This window comes from Nocardia sp. NPDC005825 (assembly GCF_040630175.1).
Taxonomy (GTDB): Bacteria; Actinomycetota; Actinomycetes; order Mycobacteriales; family Mycobacteriaceae; genus Nocardia.
The window spans coordinates 36,637-54,116 of the sequence record NZ_JBEXXC010000004.1 but is presented as its reverse complement, the minus strand read 5'-3'; the positions used below and the strand labels follow the sequence as shown (position 1 = coordinate 54,116).

General features: G+C 67.6%; 19 protein-coding genes. All 19 read left to right on the top strand.

Translation table 11 applies throughout. The features are described 5' to 3' along the window. The first annotated feature begins 6 nt into the window (after positions 1 to 6). The 19 genes from folP (at position 7) to ABZ382_RS12425 (ending at position 17,476) form a co-directional block, all read left to right on the top strand. Positions 7 to 930 (top strand): dihydropteroate synthase, encoded by a 924-nt coding sequence (folP, locus tag ABZ382_RS12515; RefSeq protein ID WP_357087501.1) that lies wholly within the window; start codon positions 7 to 9, stop codon positions 928 to 930. Then, positions 927 to 1,316 (top strand): dihydroneopterin aldolase, encoded by a 390-nt coding sequence (gene folB / locus ABZ382_RS12510; RefSeq protein ID WP_357087499.1) that lies wholly within the window; start codon positions 927 to 929, stop codon positions 1,314 to 1,316. The genes folP and folB overlap by 4 nt, the downstream gene beginning before the upstream one ends. Positions 1,317 to 1,318: 2 nt before the next feature. Continuing rightward, positions 1,319 to 1,855 (top strand): 2-amino-4-hydroxy-6-hydroxymethyldihydropteridine diphosphokinase, encoded by a 537-nt coding sequence (gene folK, locus ABZ382_RS12505; protein ID WP_357087497.1) that lies wholly within the window; start codon positions 1,319 to 1,321, stop codon positions 1,853 to 1,855. After that, positions 1,852 to 2,319: a DUF3180 domain-containing protein gene (locus ABZ382_RS12500; protein ID WP_357087494.1), complete on the top strand. Its 468-nt coding sequence runs from the start codon at positions 1,852 to 1,854 to the stop codon at positions 2,317 to 2,319. Before folK ends, ABZ382_RS12500 begins: the two co-directional genes overlap by 4 nt. Positions 2,320 to 2,388: 69 nt before the next feature. Continuing rightward, positions 2,389 to 3,390 carry a DUF6779 domain-containing protein gene (locus ABZ382_RS12495; RefSeq protein WP_357087491.1) on the top strand — a complete coding sequence of 334 codons (1,002 nt, stop codon included), beginning with the start codon at positions 2,389 to 2,391 and terminating at the stop codon, positions 3,388 to 3,390. Positions 3,391 to 3,509: 119 nt separating this feature from the next. Continuing rightward, positions 3,510 to 4,439 (top strand): DUF2520 domain-containing protein, encoded by a 930-nt coding sequence (locus ABZ382_RS12490; RefSeq protein WP_357087488.1) that lies wholly within the window; start codon positions 3,510 to 3,512, stop codon positions 4,437 to 4,439. Then, positions 4,439 to 5,365, top strand: a complete 927-nt coding sequence (panC, locus tag ABZ382_RS12485) for a pantoate--beta-alanine ligase (protein WP_357087486.1) — start codon at positions 4,439 to 4,441, stop codon at positions 5,363 to 5,365. Before ABZ382_RS12490 ends, panC begins: the two co-directional genes overlap by 1 nt. Positions 5,366 to 5,378: 13 nt before the next feature. Next, entirely contained in the window at positions 5,379 to 5,798 is a 420-nt protein-coding gene (gene panD / locus ABZ382_RS12480) for an aspartate 1-decarboxylase (RefSeq protein WP_357087483.1), read from the top strand. A gap of 14 nt (positions 5,799 to 5,812) precedes the next feature. Then, positions 5,813 to 6,607: a type III pantothenate kinase gene (locus tag ABZ382_RS12475; RefSeq protein WP_357087480.1), complete on the top strand. Its 795-nt coding sequence runs from the start codon at positions 5,813 to 5,815 to the stop codon at positions 6,605 to 6,607. A 192-nt stretch (positions 6,608 to 6,799) separates the two neighbouring features. Further along, positions 6,800 to 7,414 (top strand): cysteine dioxygenase family protein, encoded by a 615-nt coding sequence (locus ABZ382_RS12470; protein WP_357087477.1) that lies wholly within the window; start codon positions 6,800 to 6,802, stop codon positions 7,412 to 7,414. Positions 7,415 to 7,419: 5 nt separating this feature from the next. Further along, positions 7,420 to 7,842: a rhodanese-like domain-containing protein gene (locus ABZ382_RS12465; RefSeq protein ID WP_357088712.1), complete on the top strand. Its 423-nt coding sequence runs from the start codon at positions 7,420 to 7,422 to the stop codon at positions 7,840 to 7,842. 288 nt (positions 7,843 to 8,130) lie between these two features. Further along, on the top strand, positions 8,131 to 9,597 hold the full coding sequence (gene lysS / locus ABZ382_RS12460; RefSeq protein WP_357088710.1) for a lysine--tRNA ligase: 1,467 nt from the start codon (positions 8,131 to 8,133) through the stop codon (positions 9,595 to 9,597). A gap of 116 nt (positions 9,598 to 9,713) precedes the next feature. Continuing rightward, positions 9,714 to 10,076 carry an Lsr2 family protein gene (locus ABZ382_RS12455; RefSeq protein WP_357087475.1) on the top strand — a complete coding sequence of 121 codons (363 nt, stop codon included), beginning with the start codon at positions 9,714 to 9,716 and terminating at the stop codon, positions 10,074 to 10,076. Between the two features lie 250 nt (positions 10,077 to 10,326). After that, a complete protein-coding gene (locus tag ABZ382_RS12450; protein ID WP_357088707.1) occupies positions 10,327 to 10,887 on the top strand; it encodes an FHA domain-containing protein in 561 nt (186 codons plus the stop codon). Between the two features lie 121 nt (positions 10,888 to 11,008). Then, on the top strand, positions 11,009 to 11,605 hold the full coding sequence (locus tag ABZ382_RS12445; RefSeq protein ID WP_357087473.1) for an anthrone oxygenase family protein: 597 nt from the start codon (positions 11,009 to 11,011) through the stop codon (positions 11,603 to 11,605). Positions 11,606 to 11,802: 197 nt separating this feature from the next. Beyond that, positions 11,803 to 12,750 (top strand): lipase, encoded by a 948-nt coding sequence (locus ABZ382_RS12440; protein WP_357087470.1) that lies wholly within the window; start codon positions 11,803 to 11,805, stop codon positions 12,748 to 12,750. 42 nt (positions 12,751 to 12,792) lie between these two features. Beyond that, a complete protein-coding gene (locus ABZ382_RS12435) occupies positions 12,793 to 13,746 on the top strand; it encodes a lipase (RefSeq protein WP_357087468.1) in 954 nt (317 codons plus the stop codon). A 273-nt stretch (positions 13,747 to 14,019) separates the two neighbouring features. Next, positions 14,020 to 16,578, top strand: coding sequence for an ATP-dependent Clp protease ATP-binding subunit (locus tag ABZ382_RS12430; RefSeq protein ID WP_357087466.1), 2,559 nt, complete (start codon positions 14,020 to 14,022; stop codon positions 16,576 to 16,578). A 112-nt stretch (positions 16,579 to 16,690) separates the two neighbouring features. Further along, positions 16,691 to 17,476: a phytanoyl-CoA dioxygenase family protein gene (locus ABZ382_RS12425; protein ID WP_357087464.1), complete on the top strand. Its 786-nt coding sequence runs from the start codon at positions 16,691 to 16,693 to the stop codon at positions 17,474 to 17,476. Positions 17,477 to 17,480 lie beyond the last annotated feature (4 nt).

Sequence of the window (17,480 nt, the reverse complement as noted above, 5' to 3'; positions counted from 1 at the left end):
CTGACCATGGCCGAGAGCGGTACGCGGGGGGCCGGACTGGTTGTTCCTCGTGGGGGCCGCTCGTGCGTGGTCATGGGCGTCGTGAACGTCACCAGCGATTCGTTCTCCGACGGCGGTCGCTATCTGGATCCGGGGTTGGCGGTCGCGCACGGGCTCGAGCTGTACGAGATGGGCGCGGACATCGTCGATGTCGGCGGTGAGTCGACGCGGCCGGGCGCGATCCGGGTCGATCCGGAAACCGAAGCGGCGCGGGTGGTTCCGGTGATCCGGGAGCTGGCCGCGGCCGGGGTGCCGACCAGCGTGGACACCATGCGGGCCGATGTGGCCGCCGCCGCGATCGCGGCGGGCGTGACCATGGTCAACGACGTCTCCGGCGGTCGCGCCGACCCGAACATGGTGAAAGTGGTCGCGGAGTCCGGGATTCCGTGGATCCTCATGCACTGGCGCGCCGAGGCGGACTACCGGCACGCCGGGCCCGCCGAGCAATACGACGACGTGGTGTCGAAGGTGTGGGAGGAGCTCAACGCGCAGGTCGAGTTCGCGCTCGCCGGCGGCGTCGGCCGGGAGCAGCTGGTGCTGGATCCGGGCCTGGGCTTCGCCAAGAACGCCGACCACAACTGGGAGTTGCTGGGCGGCTTGTTCTATCGCATGACCGAGATGATGGACGCCGGGATCCCGATCCTGATCGGGGCCTCCCGCAAGCGTTTCCTCGGCGCGCTGCTGGCCGAGGGCGAGACCCCGCGTCCGCCCGACGGCCGCGAGGTGGCCACGGCCACGATCTCGGCGCTGGCCGCCGAGCACGGGGCGTGGGGCGTGCGGGTGCACGACGTGCGGTCGTCGCTCGACGCGATCTCGGTGGTGGACGCCACCACCCGGGCCGCGCGGCGGCTGCGGGAGCGGTATCGGCGGGAAGCGGGGCAGCGGCAGTGAGCGGGGACCGGATCGAATTGCGCGGCCTGCGCGTCTTCGGCCACCACGGGGTGTTCGATTTCGAGAAGCGCGACGGCCAGGAGTTCGTCGTCGATCTCACGCTGTGGACCGACTTCTCGGCCGCCGCGAAATCCGACGACATCGCCGACACCATCCACTACGGCGAGCTCGCCGAGCAGGTGGTGGCCATCGTGGCGGGCGAGCCGAAGGATCTGATCGAGACGGTGGTCTCGAACATCGCCGACGAGGTGATGGCCGATTCCCGCATCCAGGCGCTGGAAGTGGTGCTGCACAAGCCTTTCGCGCCGATTCCGCATACCTTCGAAGACGTCCGTGTAGTCACGTCCCGCCGACGCGCAGCAGACCCTGAGGGAGCGGAGGAGTAGCGGTGACCCGCGTAGTCCTGTCCATCGGATCCAATCTCGGCGACCGGCTGGCGCATCTGCGCAGTGTCGTGGAGGCGCTGGGCCCGCGCCTGGTGGCGGTCTCGTCGGTGTACTCGACGCCGCCCTGGGGCGGGGTGCCGCAGCAGGACTACCTGAATGCCGTTCTGGTGGCCGACGATCCGGCGTTGGAGCCCTCGGACTGGCTACGCCTCGGGCAGGAGCTGGAGCAGGCGGCGGGCCGGGTCCGGGAAGTCCGCTGGGGCGCGCGCACTCTCGACGTGGACGTGGTGTCCGCCGAGCAGCGCCGCCGCGACGGCCGGACCGTGGTGCGCAGTCTGGATCCGGTGCTGACGCTGCCGCACCCGCAGGCGCATCACCGCGCGTTCGTGCTGGTGCCGTGGCTCGAGGTGGAGCCGGACGCGGAGCTGGAGGCGGCCGGGGCGCTGCGCTCGCTGCGCGAGTGGCTGTCCGCCTTGGACGGCGCCGAGGTGCTGGGCGTGCGCCGCACCGAGTTGACGTTGGGCTGGGCGCCGCGGTGAAGCCGACTCGCATTCTCGATCTGTGCGCGAATGTCCTGCTGGCCGCGGTGGTGGCGTGGATCGCCACCAATGTGGCGTACTCCAGCTTCCCGCCGATCTCGGTGTTCTCGGGCGCGTCGCTGCTGCCGGTGGCGCTGCTGGAGGTGGTGCTGGCGTTCGTGATTCGGCAGCGCAAGGACAATCACGGGATCGGTCCCGGTTCGGGGCAGCTGCATCCGATCACGGCGGCCCGGGCGGTGGCGCTGGCCAAGGCGTCGGCGCAGGTGGGCTCGCTGGTGGGCGGGATCTGGCTCGGTTTCCTGGTGTGGCTGGCCATGCATTCGGATCTGCGTGCGGCGACCGCGGATACGCCGGGCACGGTGGTGGGTCTGGTCAGCGGTATCGCGCTGGTCGCGGCGGCGTTGTGGCTGGAGTATTGCTGTCGCGCGCCCATCGAGCCGCCCGATGAGGCAGCTACTTCGTAGCTAACGTAATGATGCTGATCATCGTCAAGGTTGGGGACGTGCCCGGAAGATCACGCTACGCTGGCTGACATGGTTTCACCCTCCCGTAGCAGTGCTTCCCGTCGCCGCCGGGAGGATGCGGGAAAGTTCTTCACCGGCTTTCTGCTTCTCCTCGGACTGGTTGCCAGCGTTTTCCTGGTCTTCAGTGACAACCTCCACCTGATCCGGGTGGGCCTGGTCGCGGCGCTCTGGGCCGCCGCCATCGGCGCCCTGGCGGCCACCCGTTATCGCAGGGAGGCGGCCGTCGACAAGGCGAAAGTGGGCGACCTCCAGAAGGTCTACCAACTGCAGCTGGAACGCGAGGTTGCTGCCCGCCGCGAATACGAGCTGGGCGTGGAGACCCGGGTCCGCCACGAGGTCGGCGCGGACGCCGCGGAAATGGCCGCGCTGCGCGCCGAACTGACGGTCCTGCGCGAGAGCCTGCAGCGCCTCTTCGACGGCGATCTGCCCTCCGAGCGCCCCGCCCTGCGCGCCGATGCCGTTCGGGTCCAAGAACTTCCGGGTGGCGACACGGTGACGGCTCCGGAAGCGGCGAACGATAACTGGCCGAACGCGGACCCCTGGGACCCGTGGTCGTCCCCCGATCAGGCCGAGGACGAGGACGACCCGCGCGCCCGCATCGCCCCCAAATTCGACCCCTCCCACCCCGAGCCCCCGGCCTTCGCCACCCCCTTCGACGACCCGGTCACCGCCGAAACCTCGATCATCACCGACGCCATGCGTCAGGACTACGAGGCCGAACGCGCCGCCGACCCGACCCCCGAACCCCCGGCCGCCGAGCCGGAGGCCCCGGCCGCCACCGTCGAGACTCCGGAGCCCGAACCCGCCACCAACGGCCATGCCACCGAGAACGGCAACGGCGGCGCCGCCGCCCCGGTCCCGCGCCTGGTCCCCGAGCCCGCCGCCGCGGTCCCCGTCGGCCGCGCCACCTCCCGCCGCCGGCGCCGCGACGACAGCGCCGACCCCGAAGGCACCCAGCGCCTCTCGGTCGCCGAGATCATGGCGAACCTGAAGTCGGAGAGCAGCAACTAGCCGTCGCGAGAGTTGCCTATCCCACACTGGGTAGCTCTGGCGAATCGGCGGCGATATTCTCGCTCTCGTAACGTCCGGTACCCGCATGGCGGGACTGGAACGACTTTCGAGAGGACGAAGTGACCTCGGACAAGGATGTCTGCGGGACCGATCCTGCGCCTGCACGGTTGACGGTGGGAATCGTCTCGGCGGGACGCGTCGGCTCAGCACTGGGTGTGGCACTGGAGCGTGCCGGCCATGTCGTTTTCGGGGTGTCCGCGATTTCGGACGCCTCGGTGCGGCGTGCCACCACGCGCCTGCCGGATTCCCGCATCCTGCCGGCCGAGGAGGTGGCGGCCCGCAGTGAACTGCTGGTTCTCGCCGTTCCGGACAGCGAGTTGCCCGGTCTGGTCGCGGGTTTGGCGGCCGCGCACGCGGTGCGTCCAGGCACGATCGTGGTGCACACCTCGGGTGCGAACGGTGTCGGACTGCTCGCGCCGCTGACCGAGCTGGGCGCGTTGCCGTTGGCGATCCACCCGGCCATGACCTTCACGGGGCACGACGAGGATGTGGCCCGGCTGGCGAACGCCTGCTTCGGCGTGACCGCCGCGGACGACATCGGCTACGCCATCGCGCAGTCGCTGGTGATCGAGATGGGCGGCGAGCCGGTGCGGGTGGCGGAGGAGAACCGCACCCTCTACCACGCGGCTCTCGCGCATGGCAGCAACCATCTGGTGACCCTGATCGTGGATGCGGTGGAGGCGCTGCGCGCGGCCCTGTCCGGTCCGGGTCTGCTGGGTCAGCAGATCGTGGACGATCAGCCGAACGGCCTGGCCGAGCGCGTGCTCGCGCCGCTGGCCTCGGCGGCTCTCGACAATGCCCTGCGGCGCGGCCCGGCCGCGTTGACCGGTCCTGTCGCCCGCGGTGACGTGGCCGCGGTGGCCGCGCACCTGGAGGCTTTCGAGGCGCTGGATCCGCGCCTGGCCGCCGGCTACCGGGCCCAGTCGCTGCGTGCGGCCGAGCGCGCCCGCACCAATCCCGCTCTCATCGATCTGTTGGAAGGACACTGATGGACCCCAAGCTGATCGGAACGTACAAGCGCGGCGAGCTGACCGTGCACCACGATCCGGCCGTGATGACCAAGGTCGTGAAGGCGTTGCGTTCGGTGGGCCGTCGGGTCGCGCTGGTGCCGACCATGGGCGCGCTGCACGAGGGCCATCTGGAGCTGGTGCGGCTGGCGAGGGTCACCAACACCACCGTGATCGTGTCGATCTTCGTGAATCCGCTGCAGTTCGGCGCGAACGAGGATCTCGACAAATACCCGCGCACCCTGGACGCGGATGTGGAGCTGCTGCGTGGTGAGGGTGTGGAGCTGGTCTTCGCGCCGAGCGCGCAGGACATGTACCCGTTCGGTCCCCGCACCACCGTGCAGGCCGGTCCGTACGGCGACATCCTCGAGGGCTCGACCCGGCCGGGCCACTTCTCCGGTGTGCTGACCGTGGTGTCGAAGCTGATCAATATCTGTCAGCCGCACGAGGCGTTCTTCGGTGAGAAGGACTACCAGCAGCTGTCCCTGATCCGCCAGATGGTGGTGGATCTGAACATGGACGTGAAGGTGGTGCCCGCGGCCACGATTCGGGAGGCCGACGGTCTGGCGCTGTCCTCGCGCAACCGCTACCTGGACCCGGAGGAGCGCGAGCTGGCCACCACCCTGTCGGCCGCGCTGCTCGCTGGTCGGCACGCGGCGGGCAAGGGTCCGGAGGCCGTGCTGGCCGCCGCCCGGTCGGTGCTGGACACCGCGCCCGCGATCGATGTCGACTACCTGGCCCTGCGCGGGTCCGATTTCTCCGAGCAGTGGCCGACCGGCAATGCCCGGCTGCTGATCGCGGCCCGGATCGGCAGCACCCGTCTGATCGACAACATGCATGTCCCGGTGGGCAAGCGGCTCGACGGCCTGCCCTCGGTTCCCGACCAGCCTGCCCAGGCATCTCTCTAGGAAGGCGACGACGATGTTGCGCACCATGATGACGTCGAAGATCCACCGCGCCACGGTGACTCACGCCGATCTGCACTATGTGGGTTCGGTGACCGTGGACCAGGACCTGCTCGATGCGGCAGACCTGCTCGAGGGCGAGAAGGTCAGCATTGTCGACATCACCAACGGGGCCCGCCTCGAGACCTATGTGATCGCCGGTGAGCGCGGTTCCGGCGTGATCGGAATCAACGGCGCGGCAGCGCATCTCGTGCACCCGGGCGACCTGGTGATCCTCATCGCCTACGGCATGATGGACGCGAAGGAGCTCGAGAACTACGCTCCGCACGTGGTTTTCGTCGACGAACGCAATCGCCCGATCGAGCTGGGCACCGATCCGGCGCACGCCCCGGAGGGCTCGGACCTGATCTCGCCGCGTTCGCTCACGATGGCCTGAGCGGCGGGGCGGGCATGCTGCTCTGTATCGACGTCCGCAATACCAGTATCGAGCTGGGCCTGTTCTCCGGCAGCGGGGAGCACGCCAAGCTGGCCCGGCACTGGCGGATGCACACCAATCCGCTGTTGACCGCGGACGAGTTCGCGCTGCAGGTGCGCGGTCTGATCGGCGCAGACGCCGATCAGGTGGTGGGTGTCGCGGCGCTGTCCACGGTGCCGCCGGTGCTGCGTGAGCTACGCGAGATGCTCTCGCGCTATTGGGGTCACGTGCCGCATGTACTCGTGGAACCCGGTGTGCGCACGGGTATTCCGTTGCTGGTGGACAATCCCAAAGAGGTCGGCGCGGACCGGATCGTGAATTGTCTTGCGGCATATCACCGTTTCCAATCCCCGGCCATCGTGGTGGATTTCGGGACCGCCATCTGTGTGGACCTGGTATCGGCGAAGGGTGAATTCCTGGGCGGCAGTATCGCGCCGGGTGTGGAGATTTCCACCGAGGCGCTGATCTCCCGCAGCGCGCTGCGGCGTGCGGAGTTGACCCGGCCGCGGTCGGTGGTGGGCAAGAACAGCATGGAGTGCCTGCAGTCGGGCGCCATCTTCGGTTTCGCGGGCCTGGTGGACGGCCTGATCGACCGGATCCGGGATATCGACGCCTTCTCCGGCGACGATGTGGCGGTGGTGGCGACGGGTGCGACGGCGCCGCTGATCGTGCCGGAGTCGGAGACCATCGAGCATCACGAGCCGAACCTGACCCTGGACGGCCTGCGGCTGGTGTACGAGCGCAATCAGGCGCGCCGCACCCGGCCCTGAACCGACCGGGCGGAATAAAAGTGACGCAGTCGTCGCCGGGGGGCCTGGTGGTTCCCGGCGATCCGCTGTTAAACTCGCCCTCGTGTCTTTCCGTGTGAGCACCCAGGAGTGTTGTCGAGGCTGATTCGCCTCGACGGTCGTCGAGGCTTCGTATAGCCCCCGACCACTTTCACACTTCTTGGAGATGCGCTCATGCGTTCCTCTGTTCTTTCCTTACCTGTCGATTCGCGTGCCGCCGCCACGTCGGGCCTGCTGCCCGAGGTGACCGAGCGCGCCACCGCCTCCGCTCTGCCCACCCGGCTGCGTCCGGCCGACCTGCTGCGCCTGACCGATGAGGGCGCCCAGGACGTGCTGGAGGGCCGCTACGATCACCTGCTGCCCGACGGCGGCCTGTGGCCCACCGAGAACCGCTGGGCCGCAAGGCTTGTCGCGGACGACGAGGTCGACGTCTGGCTGATCAGCTGGGTGGAGGGCAAGTACACCGAACTGCACGACCACGCGGGCTCGCTGGGCGCGCTGACCGTGCTGTCCGGCGCGCTCTCGGAATACCGCTGGAACGGCCGGGACCTGCGCCGCCGCACCCTCACCGCCGGCGACCAGGCTTCCTTCCCGCTCGGCTGGGTGCACGACGTGGTGCGGGCCCCGGAATCCGAGGCGGGCATCACCGGCCCGCTGAATCCGACCCTGAGCGTGCACGCCTATTCCCCGCCGCTGACGGCCATGTCCTATTACGAGGTCACCGGCCACGGCACCCTGCGGCGCACCCGTTCCGTCCTCACCGACCAGCCCGAAGGCGAACTCGAATGACCCACATGACGATCGACGGCATGCTCGCCCAGGCGCGCCAGCAGCTGCGTCGCCTGCTCCCGATCGAATTGCCGCAGGCCATCGCCCGCGGCGCGATTCTGGTGGATATTCGCCCGCAGGCGCAGCGCCTGCGCGAGGGCACCCTGCCGGGCGCGCTGGTCATCGAGCGGAATGTGCTGGAATGGCGTTTGGATCCGTCCAGTTCCGCGCGTTTGGCAATGGCCGAGCACCACGACGTGGAATGGATCGTCGTTTGCTCGGAGGGCTACACCTCCAGCCTGGCTGCCGCCTCTCTGCAACAGCTGGGCCTGCGCCGCGCCACCGACCTCGAAGGCGGATATCAGGCGCTGAAGGCCGCCGGTCTGCTGACCGTCGCCGCCTCGGCCCCCCACTTCGAACGTGAGGTCGCCACCCTGGCATGGCTGTAGCTTTCGATCGCGGAGTTGCCGACCGATTTCGTGCCGCCCGGGGTAACTCGTCGGGCACGGCCGAAATTGTTTCGGCACTCGACCGCCGGGACGCGTGCGAGACGGTCGACGCTGCCCGGGTCGGGCGCCGAAGTCGCGGGGAGGCGGGGGAGTGAAAAAGGTTTCCGCCGCAGGATAGGCTGGGTACCCGTGAGCACCCCTCCCTCTTCTTCTTCTGCAAGCACCACCGTTTCCGCTGGGCAAAAGCGTGCCGCGGCGCCCGCGGTGGAGCATGACGTCCCCGAGCAGATGCGGATTCGCCAGGAGAAGCGGGAACGGTTGCTGGGGGAGGGTCGCGAGGCTTATCCGGTGGTGGTGGATCGCACCCACACCCTCGCCGAAATTCGGGCGGCGTACCCGGAGCTGGCGCCCGATACCCAGACCGGTCAGACGGTCGGGATCGCGGGTCGCGTCATTTTCGTCCGTAATACCGGCAAGTTGTGTTTCGCCACTCTGCAGGAGGGCGACGGCACCAAGCTGCAGGCGATGATCAGCCTGAACGGGGTCGGCGCGGAGTCGCTGGCGGCCTGGAAGGCCGATGTCGATCTGGGTGACTTCGTGTTCGTGCACGGTGAGGTGATCGCCTCGCGCAGTGGCGAATTGAGCGTCATGGCCGACTCGTGGGAGATGGCGGCGAAGTCGCTGCGCCCGCTGCCGGTGGCGCACAAGGAGATGAACGAGGAGTCCCGGGTCCGGCAGCGCTATGTCGACCTGATCGTGCGCCCGGAGGCGCGCGAGATGGCCCGCACCCGCGTCGCCGCGGTGCGCGCGCTGCGAAACGCGTTGGAGCGCAGGGGATTCCTCGAGGTCGAGACCCCGATGCTGCAGACCATCCACGGCGGCGCGGCGGCCCGTCCGTTCGCCACCCACTCGAACGCGCTCGACATGGAGCTGTTCCTGCGCATCGCGCCGGAGCTGTTCCTGAAGCGTTGCGTGGTGGGCGGCATCGAGCAGGTCTTCGAGATCAACCGGAACTTCCGCAACGAGGGCGCGGACTCCACCCATTCGCCCGAGTTCGCAATGCTGGAAACCTACGAGGCGTACGGCACCTACGATGATTCCGCCGTGATGATGCGCGAATTGATCCAGGAAGTCGCGCAGGAGGTCTACGGCACGCAGGTCGTGACGCTGGCCGACGGCACCGAATACGATCTGTCCGGCGAGTGGGCGACCGTCGAGATGTACCCGTCGCTGTCCGAGCAGATCGGTACCGAGGTCACCCCGGAAACTTCCGTCGAGGAATTGCTGGCGCTCGCGGATCGGGTCGGTCTGGAAATTCCGCAGGGTAAGGGCTACGGTCACGGCAAACTGGTCGAGGAACTGTGGGAGCACGTCTACGGTGACAAGCTCTACGCCCCGACTTTCGTCCGCGACTTCCCGGTGGAGACATCGCCGCTGACCCGTCAGCATCGGAGCAAGCCCGGGGTTACCGAGAAGTGGGACCTGTACGTGCGCGGCTTCGAACTGGCCACCGGCTATTCGGAACTGGTGGATCCGGTGATCCAGCGGGAACGTTTCATGGATCAGGCGCGTTTGGCGGCGGCCGGTGACGACGAGGCCATGCGCCTGGACGAGGACTTCCTCGCCGCGATGGAGCACGGTATGCCCCCCACAACGGGAACGGGTATGGGTATCGATCGTTTGCTGATGGCCCTGACTGGCCACGGAATCCGGGAAACGATACTCTTTCCAATTGTGCGGCCGGCCGCCCGTTAGTTCTCCGGATTGCATTTCCGGGGCCTGTTCTGGGACTATCGGAATTAGCGGTATTCTGGCGTCGGGTAATCGGCCTGACTATGTGGGTCGCACGATTTCGAGAGGACGTTCATCTCATGGCAAAGAAGGTCACCGTTAGCTTGATCGACGATGTCGACGGTGAGTCCATCGCGGACGAGACCATCGAGTTCGCTATCGATGGCGTCTCGTACGAGATCGACTTGTCGACGGCGAATGCGGCCAAGCTTCGGGAGGGTCTGGAGACTTGGGTTTCGGCCGCTCGGCGCACGAGCGGACGGCGTCGCACCAAGGTGGCCGGCGCTCCGGCCGCGGGACCGAAGAACCGGGTCTCGATCGACCGTGAACAAAGCGCGGCCATTCGCGAATGGGCTCGCCGGAATGGACACAAGGTGTCCGCCCGTGGTCGTATCTCCGCTGACATCACCGAGGCCTACAACAAGGCCGCTGCTAAGAACTAGTGTCCGCTAGTCGCCGATTCGACTGCCGTCCGGGTGTTCGTGCGACCCGGGCGGCAGTGGTTTATTCATACGCTTTGCGTATAACCAGAGGATCAACTGCGATCTTGCTACCGCCCGGGGTGGCCAGGCACCATTGAAACGTGCAGACGACGTCACTGGCTGGGTGTAGAGAAGAGGTATCGGCACAGTGACCGCTTTCCACGGTTCCTTCCTCCGGGTCAAGGACCAAGAGGGACGCCAGCACGAGTTGATGCTGTCCTCCGACCAGCCCCGGATCACCATCGGCCGCTCCCCGCAGGCCGATCTGTCGCTGTTCTGGGACGCCGAGGTGTCGCGCCTGCACGCGACCGCGGAATACCTGGGCGCGCACTGGACCATCGTGGACGACGGCCTGTCCCGCAACGGCACTTTCGTCAACGGTGACCGCCTGGTGGGGCGGCATCGATTGCAGCCGGGGGATGTCATCCGGATGGGCACCTCGCGGGTCACCTTCCACGACTTCAGCGGCGCCGCAGGCGATGTCACGCAGACCTCGACCGGCGGGCTGCCCACGCTCCGCTCGCTCACCGAGACCCAGCGGTCGGTGCTGATCGCGCTCTGCCGCCCCCTGCGCGGCAATGACGGCTTCGCCTCGCCTGCCTCGAACCAGCAGATCGCGGCCGAACTCTTCCTCAGCGTCGACGCCATCAAGACCCACCTGCGCGCCTTGTTCGCCAAGTTCGGCGTCGAGGACCTGCCGCAGAACCAGAAGCGCGTCCGCCTCGCCAACCTGGCCATGCAGTCCGGCGTCATCTCGGAGCGCGATCTCTGACCCTGGATCCGCGCGCATGGGGGTGAGCTTCTGAGCCATGGGTTTCCGGGGCCGCGGACTGTTGACTGGATGTAGTTGATCGCCCGGGAGTTCGGGTGGCGGATCCAGTCAGGAGAGATCGATGTTCGCACTTCGCACGGCCGCGCTGGTGGCGGCGACGCTGACCACCGGCCTCACCGCCGGCATCTTCTTCGCCTACGCGACCTCGGTGATGACGGCTCTGGGCCAGTCCGACGACCGCACCTTCGTCGACATCATGCAGAAGATCAACGTGGTCATCATCAACCCGCCGTTCATGCTCGCCTTCATGGGTTCGGTCGGCTTCACCGTGCTGGCCGCGGCCCTGCACCTGGGTAAGGACGCCCGCACCACGCTGATCTGGGCCGGCGTCGCGCTGGCGCTCAATGTGATCGCCTTCGTGGTGACCTCCGGCCTGAACGTGCCGCTCAACAACCAGCTGGCCAATGCCGGTGATGTCGCGCAGATCCCGGATCTGGCGGCGGTGCGATCCCAGTTCGAAAGCTCCTGGGTGGCTTGGAACGTCGTGCGCGCGGTGATCCACACCCTCGCCTTCCTGGTGCTGACGGGTGCGCTGTTCGTGGCGGGCATGCAGCACGCCAAGGCGGATCAGAAGTCGGTGTCGGCTCCGGTCGCGGCCTCGGCTCCGATGTACCCGCAATACGCCCCGCAGCCCGGATTCCCTTCCGCCCGGCAGTAATTCGGCACGCTTTTCCGGCGGTGGCCGGGACCCGATGTGCGGCAACACAAGCCGCCTGCGGGTCCCGGCCGCCGCCGTTTTCCTGTAGTGAAACCGGTTTCAGAACTTACTCGTCAGTAATCCATCCTCCGTGCTTGTTTCCTGGCTAGGTTGTCGGAACGCGTTCTAATTTGGGAGGGAACATGCAGAGGATGCCCATGCGTGGAACGCCAGGATCACTGCTGATCATGGCGGTGCTGGCGATATTAGGCATTACCGCGAGCGGTACGGCTCGCGCGGAATACCCGGTCACATTCAGCTTCTTCGCGGGTATCCCGAACGAGCTGCTCAATCCGGGCGGCTCGCTGCCCGGCGCCAATGACTGGTCCTGCAAGCCCACGGCCGCCCACCCCGATCCGGTGGTGCTGATCCACGGCACCGCGGGCGGCGCGCAGACCAACTGGGGCGCCTACGCGCCGCTGCTCGCCAACGAGGGCTACTGCGTGTTCGCCCTGACCTACGGCGCCCTCGACGTCCCGTGGCCGTTGAACGCGCTGGGCGGGATGAAGCCGATCCCCGAAAGTGCCGCTCAGCTGGCCGCATTCGTGAACCGGGTGCTGTCGGCGACCGGCGCCGCGCAGGTCGACTTCGTCGCCCACTCGCAGGGCAACACCGTCGGCAACTACTTCATCAAGCGGCTCGGCGGCGCCGGCAAGGTCAACCACTTCGCGGCCATCGCGCCCCCGTGGCTGGGCATCTTCGGCGACCAGATGAACGTGATCCGCGCCTTCGGCGAGCAGCTGGGCGCGACCGCGGACCAGATCGACAATCTGGCCACCATCGGCGTCATCTGTCAGGCCTGCCCGGAGATGCTCGGCGACTCCTCCTTCATGAACGCCCTGAACGCCGACGGCGTGTTCGACCCGTCGGTCACTTACACCAACCTGGCCTCCAATTTCGACGAGGCGGTGTGGCCGTCGATCGCCCTGGTCCCCGGCGCGAACGTCACCAACGACCTGATGCAGGAAGGCTGCGCGCTCGACTTCTCCGATCACATGGCCATCGCGGGCAGTCGCCGCGCGGCCATGATGACGCTCAACGCCCTGGACCCGGCGCACCCCCGTCCGGTCCCGTGCGAGTTCGTCCCGCCCTTCACGGGCGCCTGACCGGCCGGGTTCACCATGGGATTCGGGGCATCGGGAGGGATGATGACAAGGGTGCGGGGAACATCGGGTTCGCTGTTGATCCTGGCGGTGCTGGCCATGCTGGGAATCACCGCGAGCGGTGCGGCTCACGCGGAGTATCCGGTGAGCTTCAACTTCTTCGCGGGTATTCCGTACGAGCTCGCCGATCCCGGTGGCTCGCTGCCGGGTTCCAACGACTGGAACTGCAAGCCGTCCGCGGCGCATCCGGATCCGGTGGTGCTGGTGCACGGCACCGCCGGTGGGGCGCAGACCAACTGGGGCGCCTACGCGCCGCTGCTGGCCAATGAGGGCTACTGCGTCTTCGCGCTCACCTACGGTGCGCTGGACGTGCCGTGGCCGTTGTCGGCCATGGGCGGCCTCCGGACCATCGAGGACAGTTCGGCGCAGCTGGCCGCCTTCGTGGCCCGGGTGCGGGTCGCGACGGGCGCCCTGAAGGTGGACCTGATCGCCCATTCGCAGGGCAATATCGTCGGCCAGTACTTCATCAAGCGGCTCGGCGGTTCGGGTCAGGTGGACAAGTTCGTGGCCATCGCCGCGCCGTGGCTCGGCACCTACGGCGACAATATGGCCATGGTCCGGGCCTTCGCCGCGCGGCTGGGGGCCGATGCCGCGACCGTGGACGCGGCGGTCAGCCTGGGCGTGTGCCCGGCCTGTTCGGAGATGCTGGGCGGGGATCCGTTCATGACGGCCCTGAACGCCGACGGCGTCTACGACCCGACCGTGGCGTACACCAACCTGGACACCCGCTACGACGAGCTGATCGTGCCGTACACGATCGGCCTGGTGCCCGGTCCGAACGTCACCAACTTCTTCATGCAGGACGGTTGCCCGGTCGACTACTCCGACCACCTGGCGATCGCGGGCAGCCATCGCGCGGCGATGATCGCGCTCAACGCTCTCGATCCCGAGCATCCGCGTCCGGTCCCGTGCGAGTTCGTTCCGCCGCTCACCGGATAGCCGACGCACTCGATTTCCGGGACTGACCGGCTTGTTCGCTGTGGGCGTAGCGGGTTCGGAAACGTACCGCGCAACTGCCCCGTTATGACTGAATGAGTCGTACTGTCGCCGGTTCGCAATAGGGTGGACGGACGACGTGCGTGACCCCTGGCAACTAGAGTGGAGTCGGGGGATGCAACCCCAGGGCTTCATGGCAGGCTGGCGACCAGAAGGGCAGCACAGGGTCTGAAGCGCCGGATGCCAGTGATGGCGGAGCAGGAGAGTGAGGGAGCGATGTTCGAGAGGTTCACCGACCGCGCGCGGCGGGTCGTTGTCCTGGCCCAAGAAGAGGCCCGGATGCTCAACCACAACTACATCGGCACCGAGCACATCCTGCTGGGCCTGATCCACGAGGGCGAGGGCGTCGCGGCGAAGTCGCTGGAGTCCCTTGGTATCTCGCTGGAGGGTGTGCGTTCGCAGGTCGAGGAGATCATCGGACAGGGCCAGCAGGCGCCGTCCGGCCACATTCCCTTCACCCCGCGTGCCAAGAAGGTGCTCGAGCTGTCGCTGCGTGAGGCGCTGCAGCTCGGTCACAACTACATCGGCACCGAGCACATCCTGCTCGGCCTGATCCGCGAGGGTGAGGGCGTCGCGGCGCAGGTGCTGGTGAAGTTGGGCGCGGATCTCAACCGCGTCCGTCAGCAGGTCATCCAGCTGCTGTCCGGGTACCAGGGCAAGGAGCCGGTCGAGGGTTCCGGTTCGCGCGGCGAGCAGGGCACCCCGTCCACCTCGCTGGTGCTGGACCAGTTCGGCCGCAACCTGACCCAGGCCGCCCTCGAGGGCAAGCTCGACCCGGTCATCGGCCGCTCGAAGGAAATCGAGCGCGTCATGCAGGTGCTGAGCCGCCGTACCAAGAACAACCCGGTCCTGATCGGTGAGCCCGGCGTCGGTAAGACCGCCGTCGTGGAGGGTCTCGCCCAGGCCATCGTCAACGGCGAGGTGCCGGAGACGCTGAAGGACAAGCAGCTGTACACCCTCGACCTGGGTTCCCTGGTCGCGGGCAGCCGCTACCGCGGTGATTTCGAGGAGCGCCTGAAGAAGGTGCTCAAGGAGATCAACACCCGCGGCGACATCATCCTGTTCATCGACGAGCTGCACACCCTGGTGGGTGCGGGCGCGGCCGAGGGCGCCATCGACGCGGCCTCGATCCTGAAGCCCAAGCTGGCTCGCGGTGAGCTGCAGACCATCGGCGCCACCACCCTCGACGAGTACCGCAAGTACATCGAGAAGGACGCCGCCCTGGAGCGCCGGTTCCAGCCGGTCCAGGTGGGCGAGCCGACGGTCGAGCACACCATCAACATCCTCAAGGGTCTGCGCGACCGCTACGAGGCGCACCACCGGGTCTCCATCACCGATGGCGCTCTCGTCGCCGCGGCCACCCTCGCGGACCGCTACATCAACGACCGCTTCCTGCCGGACAAGGCGATCGACCTCATCGACGAGGCGGGCGCGCGCATGCGCATCCGCCGGATGACCGCGCCGCCGGACCTGCGCGAATTCGACGACAAGATCGCCGAGGCGCGCCGGGAGAAGGAGTCCGCGATCGACGCGCAGGACTTCGAGAAGGCCGCGCGTCTGCGCGACAAGGAGAAGCAGCTCGTCGCCAAGCGGGCCGAGCGCGAAAAGCAGTGGCGCTCCGGTGATCTGGACGTCGTGGCCGAGGTCGACGACGAGCAGATCGCCGAGGTCCTGGCCAACTGGACCGGTATCCCGGTGTTCAAGCTCACCGAGGAGGAGACCACCCGTCTGCTCCGTATGGAGGACGAGCTGCACAAGCGGATCATCGGCCAGGAGGACGCGGTCAAGGCCGTGTCCAAGGCCATCCGCCGCACCCGCGCCGGTCTGAAGGACCCGAAGCGTCCGTCGGGCTCGTTCATCTTCGCCGGCCCGTCCGGTGTCGGTAAGACCGAGCTGTCGAAGGCGCTGGCCAACTTCCTGTTCGGCGAGGACGACGCGCTCATCCAGATCGATATGGGCGAGTTCCACGACCGCTTCACCGCCTCGCGTCTGTTCGGTGCCCCTCCGGGCTACGTCGGTTACGAGGAGGGCGGCCAGCTCACCGAGAAGGTGCGCCGCAAGCCGTTCTCGGTGGTGCTGTTCGACGAGATCGAGAAGGCGCACCAGGAGATCTACAACACCCTGTTGCAGGTCCTGGAGGACGGTCGCCTGACCGACGGTCAGGGTCGTACGGTCGACTTCAAGAACACCGTGCTGATCTTCACCTCGAACCTCGGTACCTCGGACATCTCCAAGGCCGTGGGCCTGGGCTTCGCCCAGTCCAACGCGGAGGGCTCGAACTACGAGCGGATGAAGCTGAAGGTCAACGACGAGCTGAAGAAGCACTTCCGCCCGGAGTTCCTGAACCGTATCGACGACGTGATCGTGTTCCACCAGCTGACTCAGGACCAGATCATCCAGATGGTCGACCTGATGATCGGCCGCGTCGCGAACCAGCTGAAGAACAAGGACATGGAGATCGAGCTGTCCGAGAAGGCCAAGAGCCTGCTCGCCAAGCGCGGTTTCGACCCGGTCCTGGGCGCCCGCCCGCTGCGTCGCACCATTCAGCGCGAGATCGAGGACCAGCTGTCGGAGAAGATCCTCTTCGGCGAACTGGGCGCCGGTCAGGTCGTCGTGGTGGACGTCGAGGGCTGGGACGGCGAAGGCCAGGGTGAGAACGCGAAGTTCACCTTCGCCGCCAAGGCCAAGCTGACCAAGAAGGCCGACTCGGCCGCCGAGGACAAGCCGGTCGCCGCCCTCGCGGGTGAGGCACCGGCCGCCGCCTCCGGCGAGTAGGTCTCGGCAAGACGACAGCAGCCCCGTTCTCCTCCGGGAGGGCGGGGCTGCTGCTGTGTCCGGGAACGAAATTCGGTGGCGGAGCGACCCGGGTATCGCGGATGCTCGAGCAATGCTCACCGACGCTCAGATCGCCGCTTTCGTCACCGATGGCTTCGTGAAGGTCGACGGGGTCTTCTCGGCGGCGACCGCCGCGGCGGGCCGCGAGATCCTCTGGCGCGAGACCGGATGCGATCCGGACGATCCCGCCACCTGGACCGAGCCGGTCATCCGGCTCTGGGATCACGCCGAGGAGCCCTTCCAGCACGCGGTCACCGCTCCCGCTCTGCTGGAGGCCTTCGACCAGCTGGTGGGCCCGGGCCGCTGGCTGCCGCGGAAGAGCCTGGGCAGCTGGCCGATTCGCTTCCCGAGTCCGGAGTCGCCCGGCGATGCCGGCTGGCATGTCGATGTCAGTTTCCCGGGCGACGCCGACCGCGACGACTACCTGAGCTGGCGGGTGAACGTCTACTCCAAGGGCCGTGCCCTGCTCATGCTGTTCCTCTTCTCCGATGTCGGCCCCGACGACGCCCCCACCCGGATTCGGGTCGGCTCGCATCAGCGCCTCGCCCAGGTCCTGCGTCCGTTCGGCGAGGCGGGCACCACGATGTTCGATCTGCACGAGTTCTACGCCGACTGCGCCGATCTGCCCGAGGTCGCCGCCACCGGCAAGGCGGGTGACGTGTTCCTGTGCCACCCCTTCCTCATCCACGCTGCCCAGCCCAATCGCACCGGGCGGCCGAAGTTCATGGCCCAGCCGCCGCTGCTGCTGCGGGAGCCGTGCGACCTGGATCGGCCTGACGGCGCGTATTCCCCTGTGGAGCAGGCCATTCGGCAGGGCCTGGGCGAGCCGGTGCGCTGACGGT

What these genes read in the sequence shown, in the direction of transcription:
- folP (WP_357087501.1), top strand. Translation starts at nt 7, where the DNA reads ATGGCCGAGAGCGGTACGCGGGGGGCCGGACTGGTTGTTCCTCGTGGG.
- panD (WP_357087483.1), top strand. Translation starts at nt 5,379, where the DNA reads ATGTTGCGCACCATGATGACGTCGAAGATCCACCGCGCCACGGTGACT.
- panC (WP_357087486.1), top strand. Translation starts at nt 4,439, where the DNA reads ATGGACCCCAAGCTGATCGGAACGTACAAGCGCGGCGAGCTGACCGTG.
- ABZ382_RS12435 (WP_357087468.1), top strand. Translation starts at nt 12,793, where the DNA reads ATGACAAGGGTGCGGGGAACATCGGGTTCGCTGTTGATCCTGGCGGTG.
- lysS (WP_357088710.1), top strand. Translation starts at nt 8,131, where the DNA reads ATGCGGATTCGCCAGGAGAAGCGGGAACGGTTGCTGGGGGAGGGTCGC.
- ABZ382_RS12425 (WP_357087464.1), top strand. Translation starts at nt 16,691, where the DNA reads ATGCTCACCGACGCTCAGATCGCCGCTTTCGTCACCGATGGCTTCGTG.
- ABZ382_RS12470 (WP_357087477.1), top strand. Translation starts at nt 6,800, where the DNA reads ATGCGTTCCTCTGTTCTTTCCTTACCTGTCGATTCGCGTGCCGCCGCC.
- ABZ382_RS12495 (WP_357087491.1), top strand. Translation starts at nt 2,389, where the DNA reads ATGGTTTCACCCTCCCGTAGCAGTGCTTCCCGTCGCCGCCGGGAGGAT.
- ABZ382_RS12465 (WP_357088712.1), top strand. Translation starts at nt 7,420, where the DNA reads ATGACGATCGACGGCATGCTCGCCCAGGCGCGCCAGCAGCTGCGTCGC.
- ABZ382_RS12440 (WP_357087470.1), top strand. Translation starts at nt 11,803, where the DNA reads ATGCGTGGAACGCCAGGATCACTGCTGATCATGGCGGTGCTGGCGATA.
- ABZ382_RS12450 (WP_357088707.1), top strand. Translation starts at nt 10,327, where the DNA reads ATGCTGTCCTCCGACCAGCCCCGGATCACCATCGGCCGCTCCCCGCAG.
- ABZ382_RS12475 (WP_357087480.1), top strand. Translation starts at nt 5,813, where the DNA reads ATGCTGCTCTGTATCGACGTCCGCAATACCAGTATCGAGCTGGGCCTG.
- ABZ382_RS12445 (WP_357087473.1), top strand. Translation starts at nt 11,009, where the DNA reads ATGTTCGCACTTCGCACGGCCGCGCTGGTGGCGGCGACGCTGACCACC.
- ABZ382_RS12455 (WP_357087475.1), top strand. Translation starts at nt 9,714, where the DNA reads ATGGCAAAGAAGGTCACCGTTAGCTTGATCGACGATGTCGACGGTGAG.
- ABZ382_RS12430 (WP_357087466.1), top strand. Translation starts at nt 14,020, where the DNA reads ATGTTCGAGAGGTTCACCGACCGCGCGCGGCGGGTCGTTGTCCTGGCC.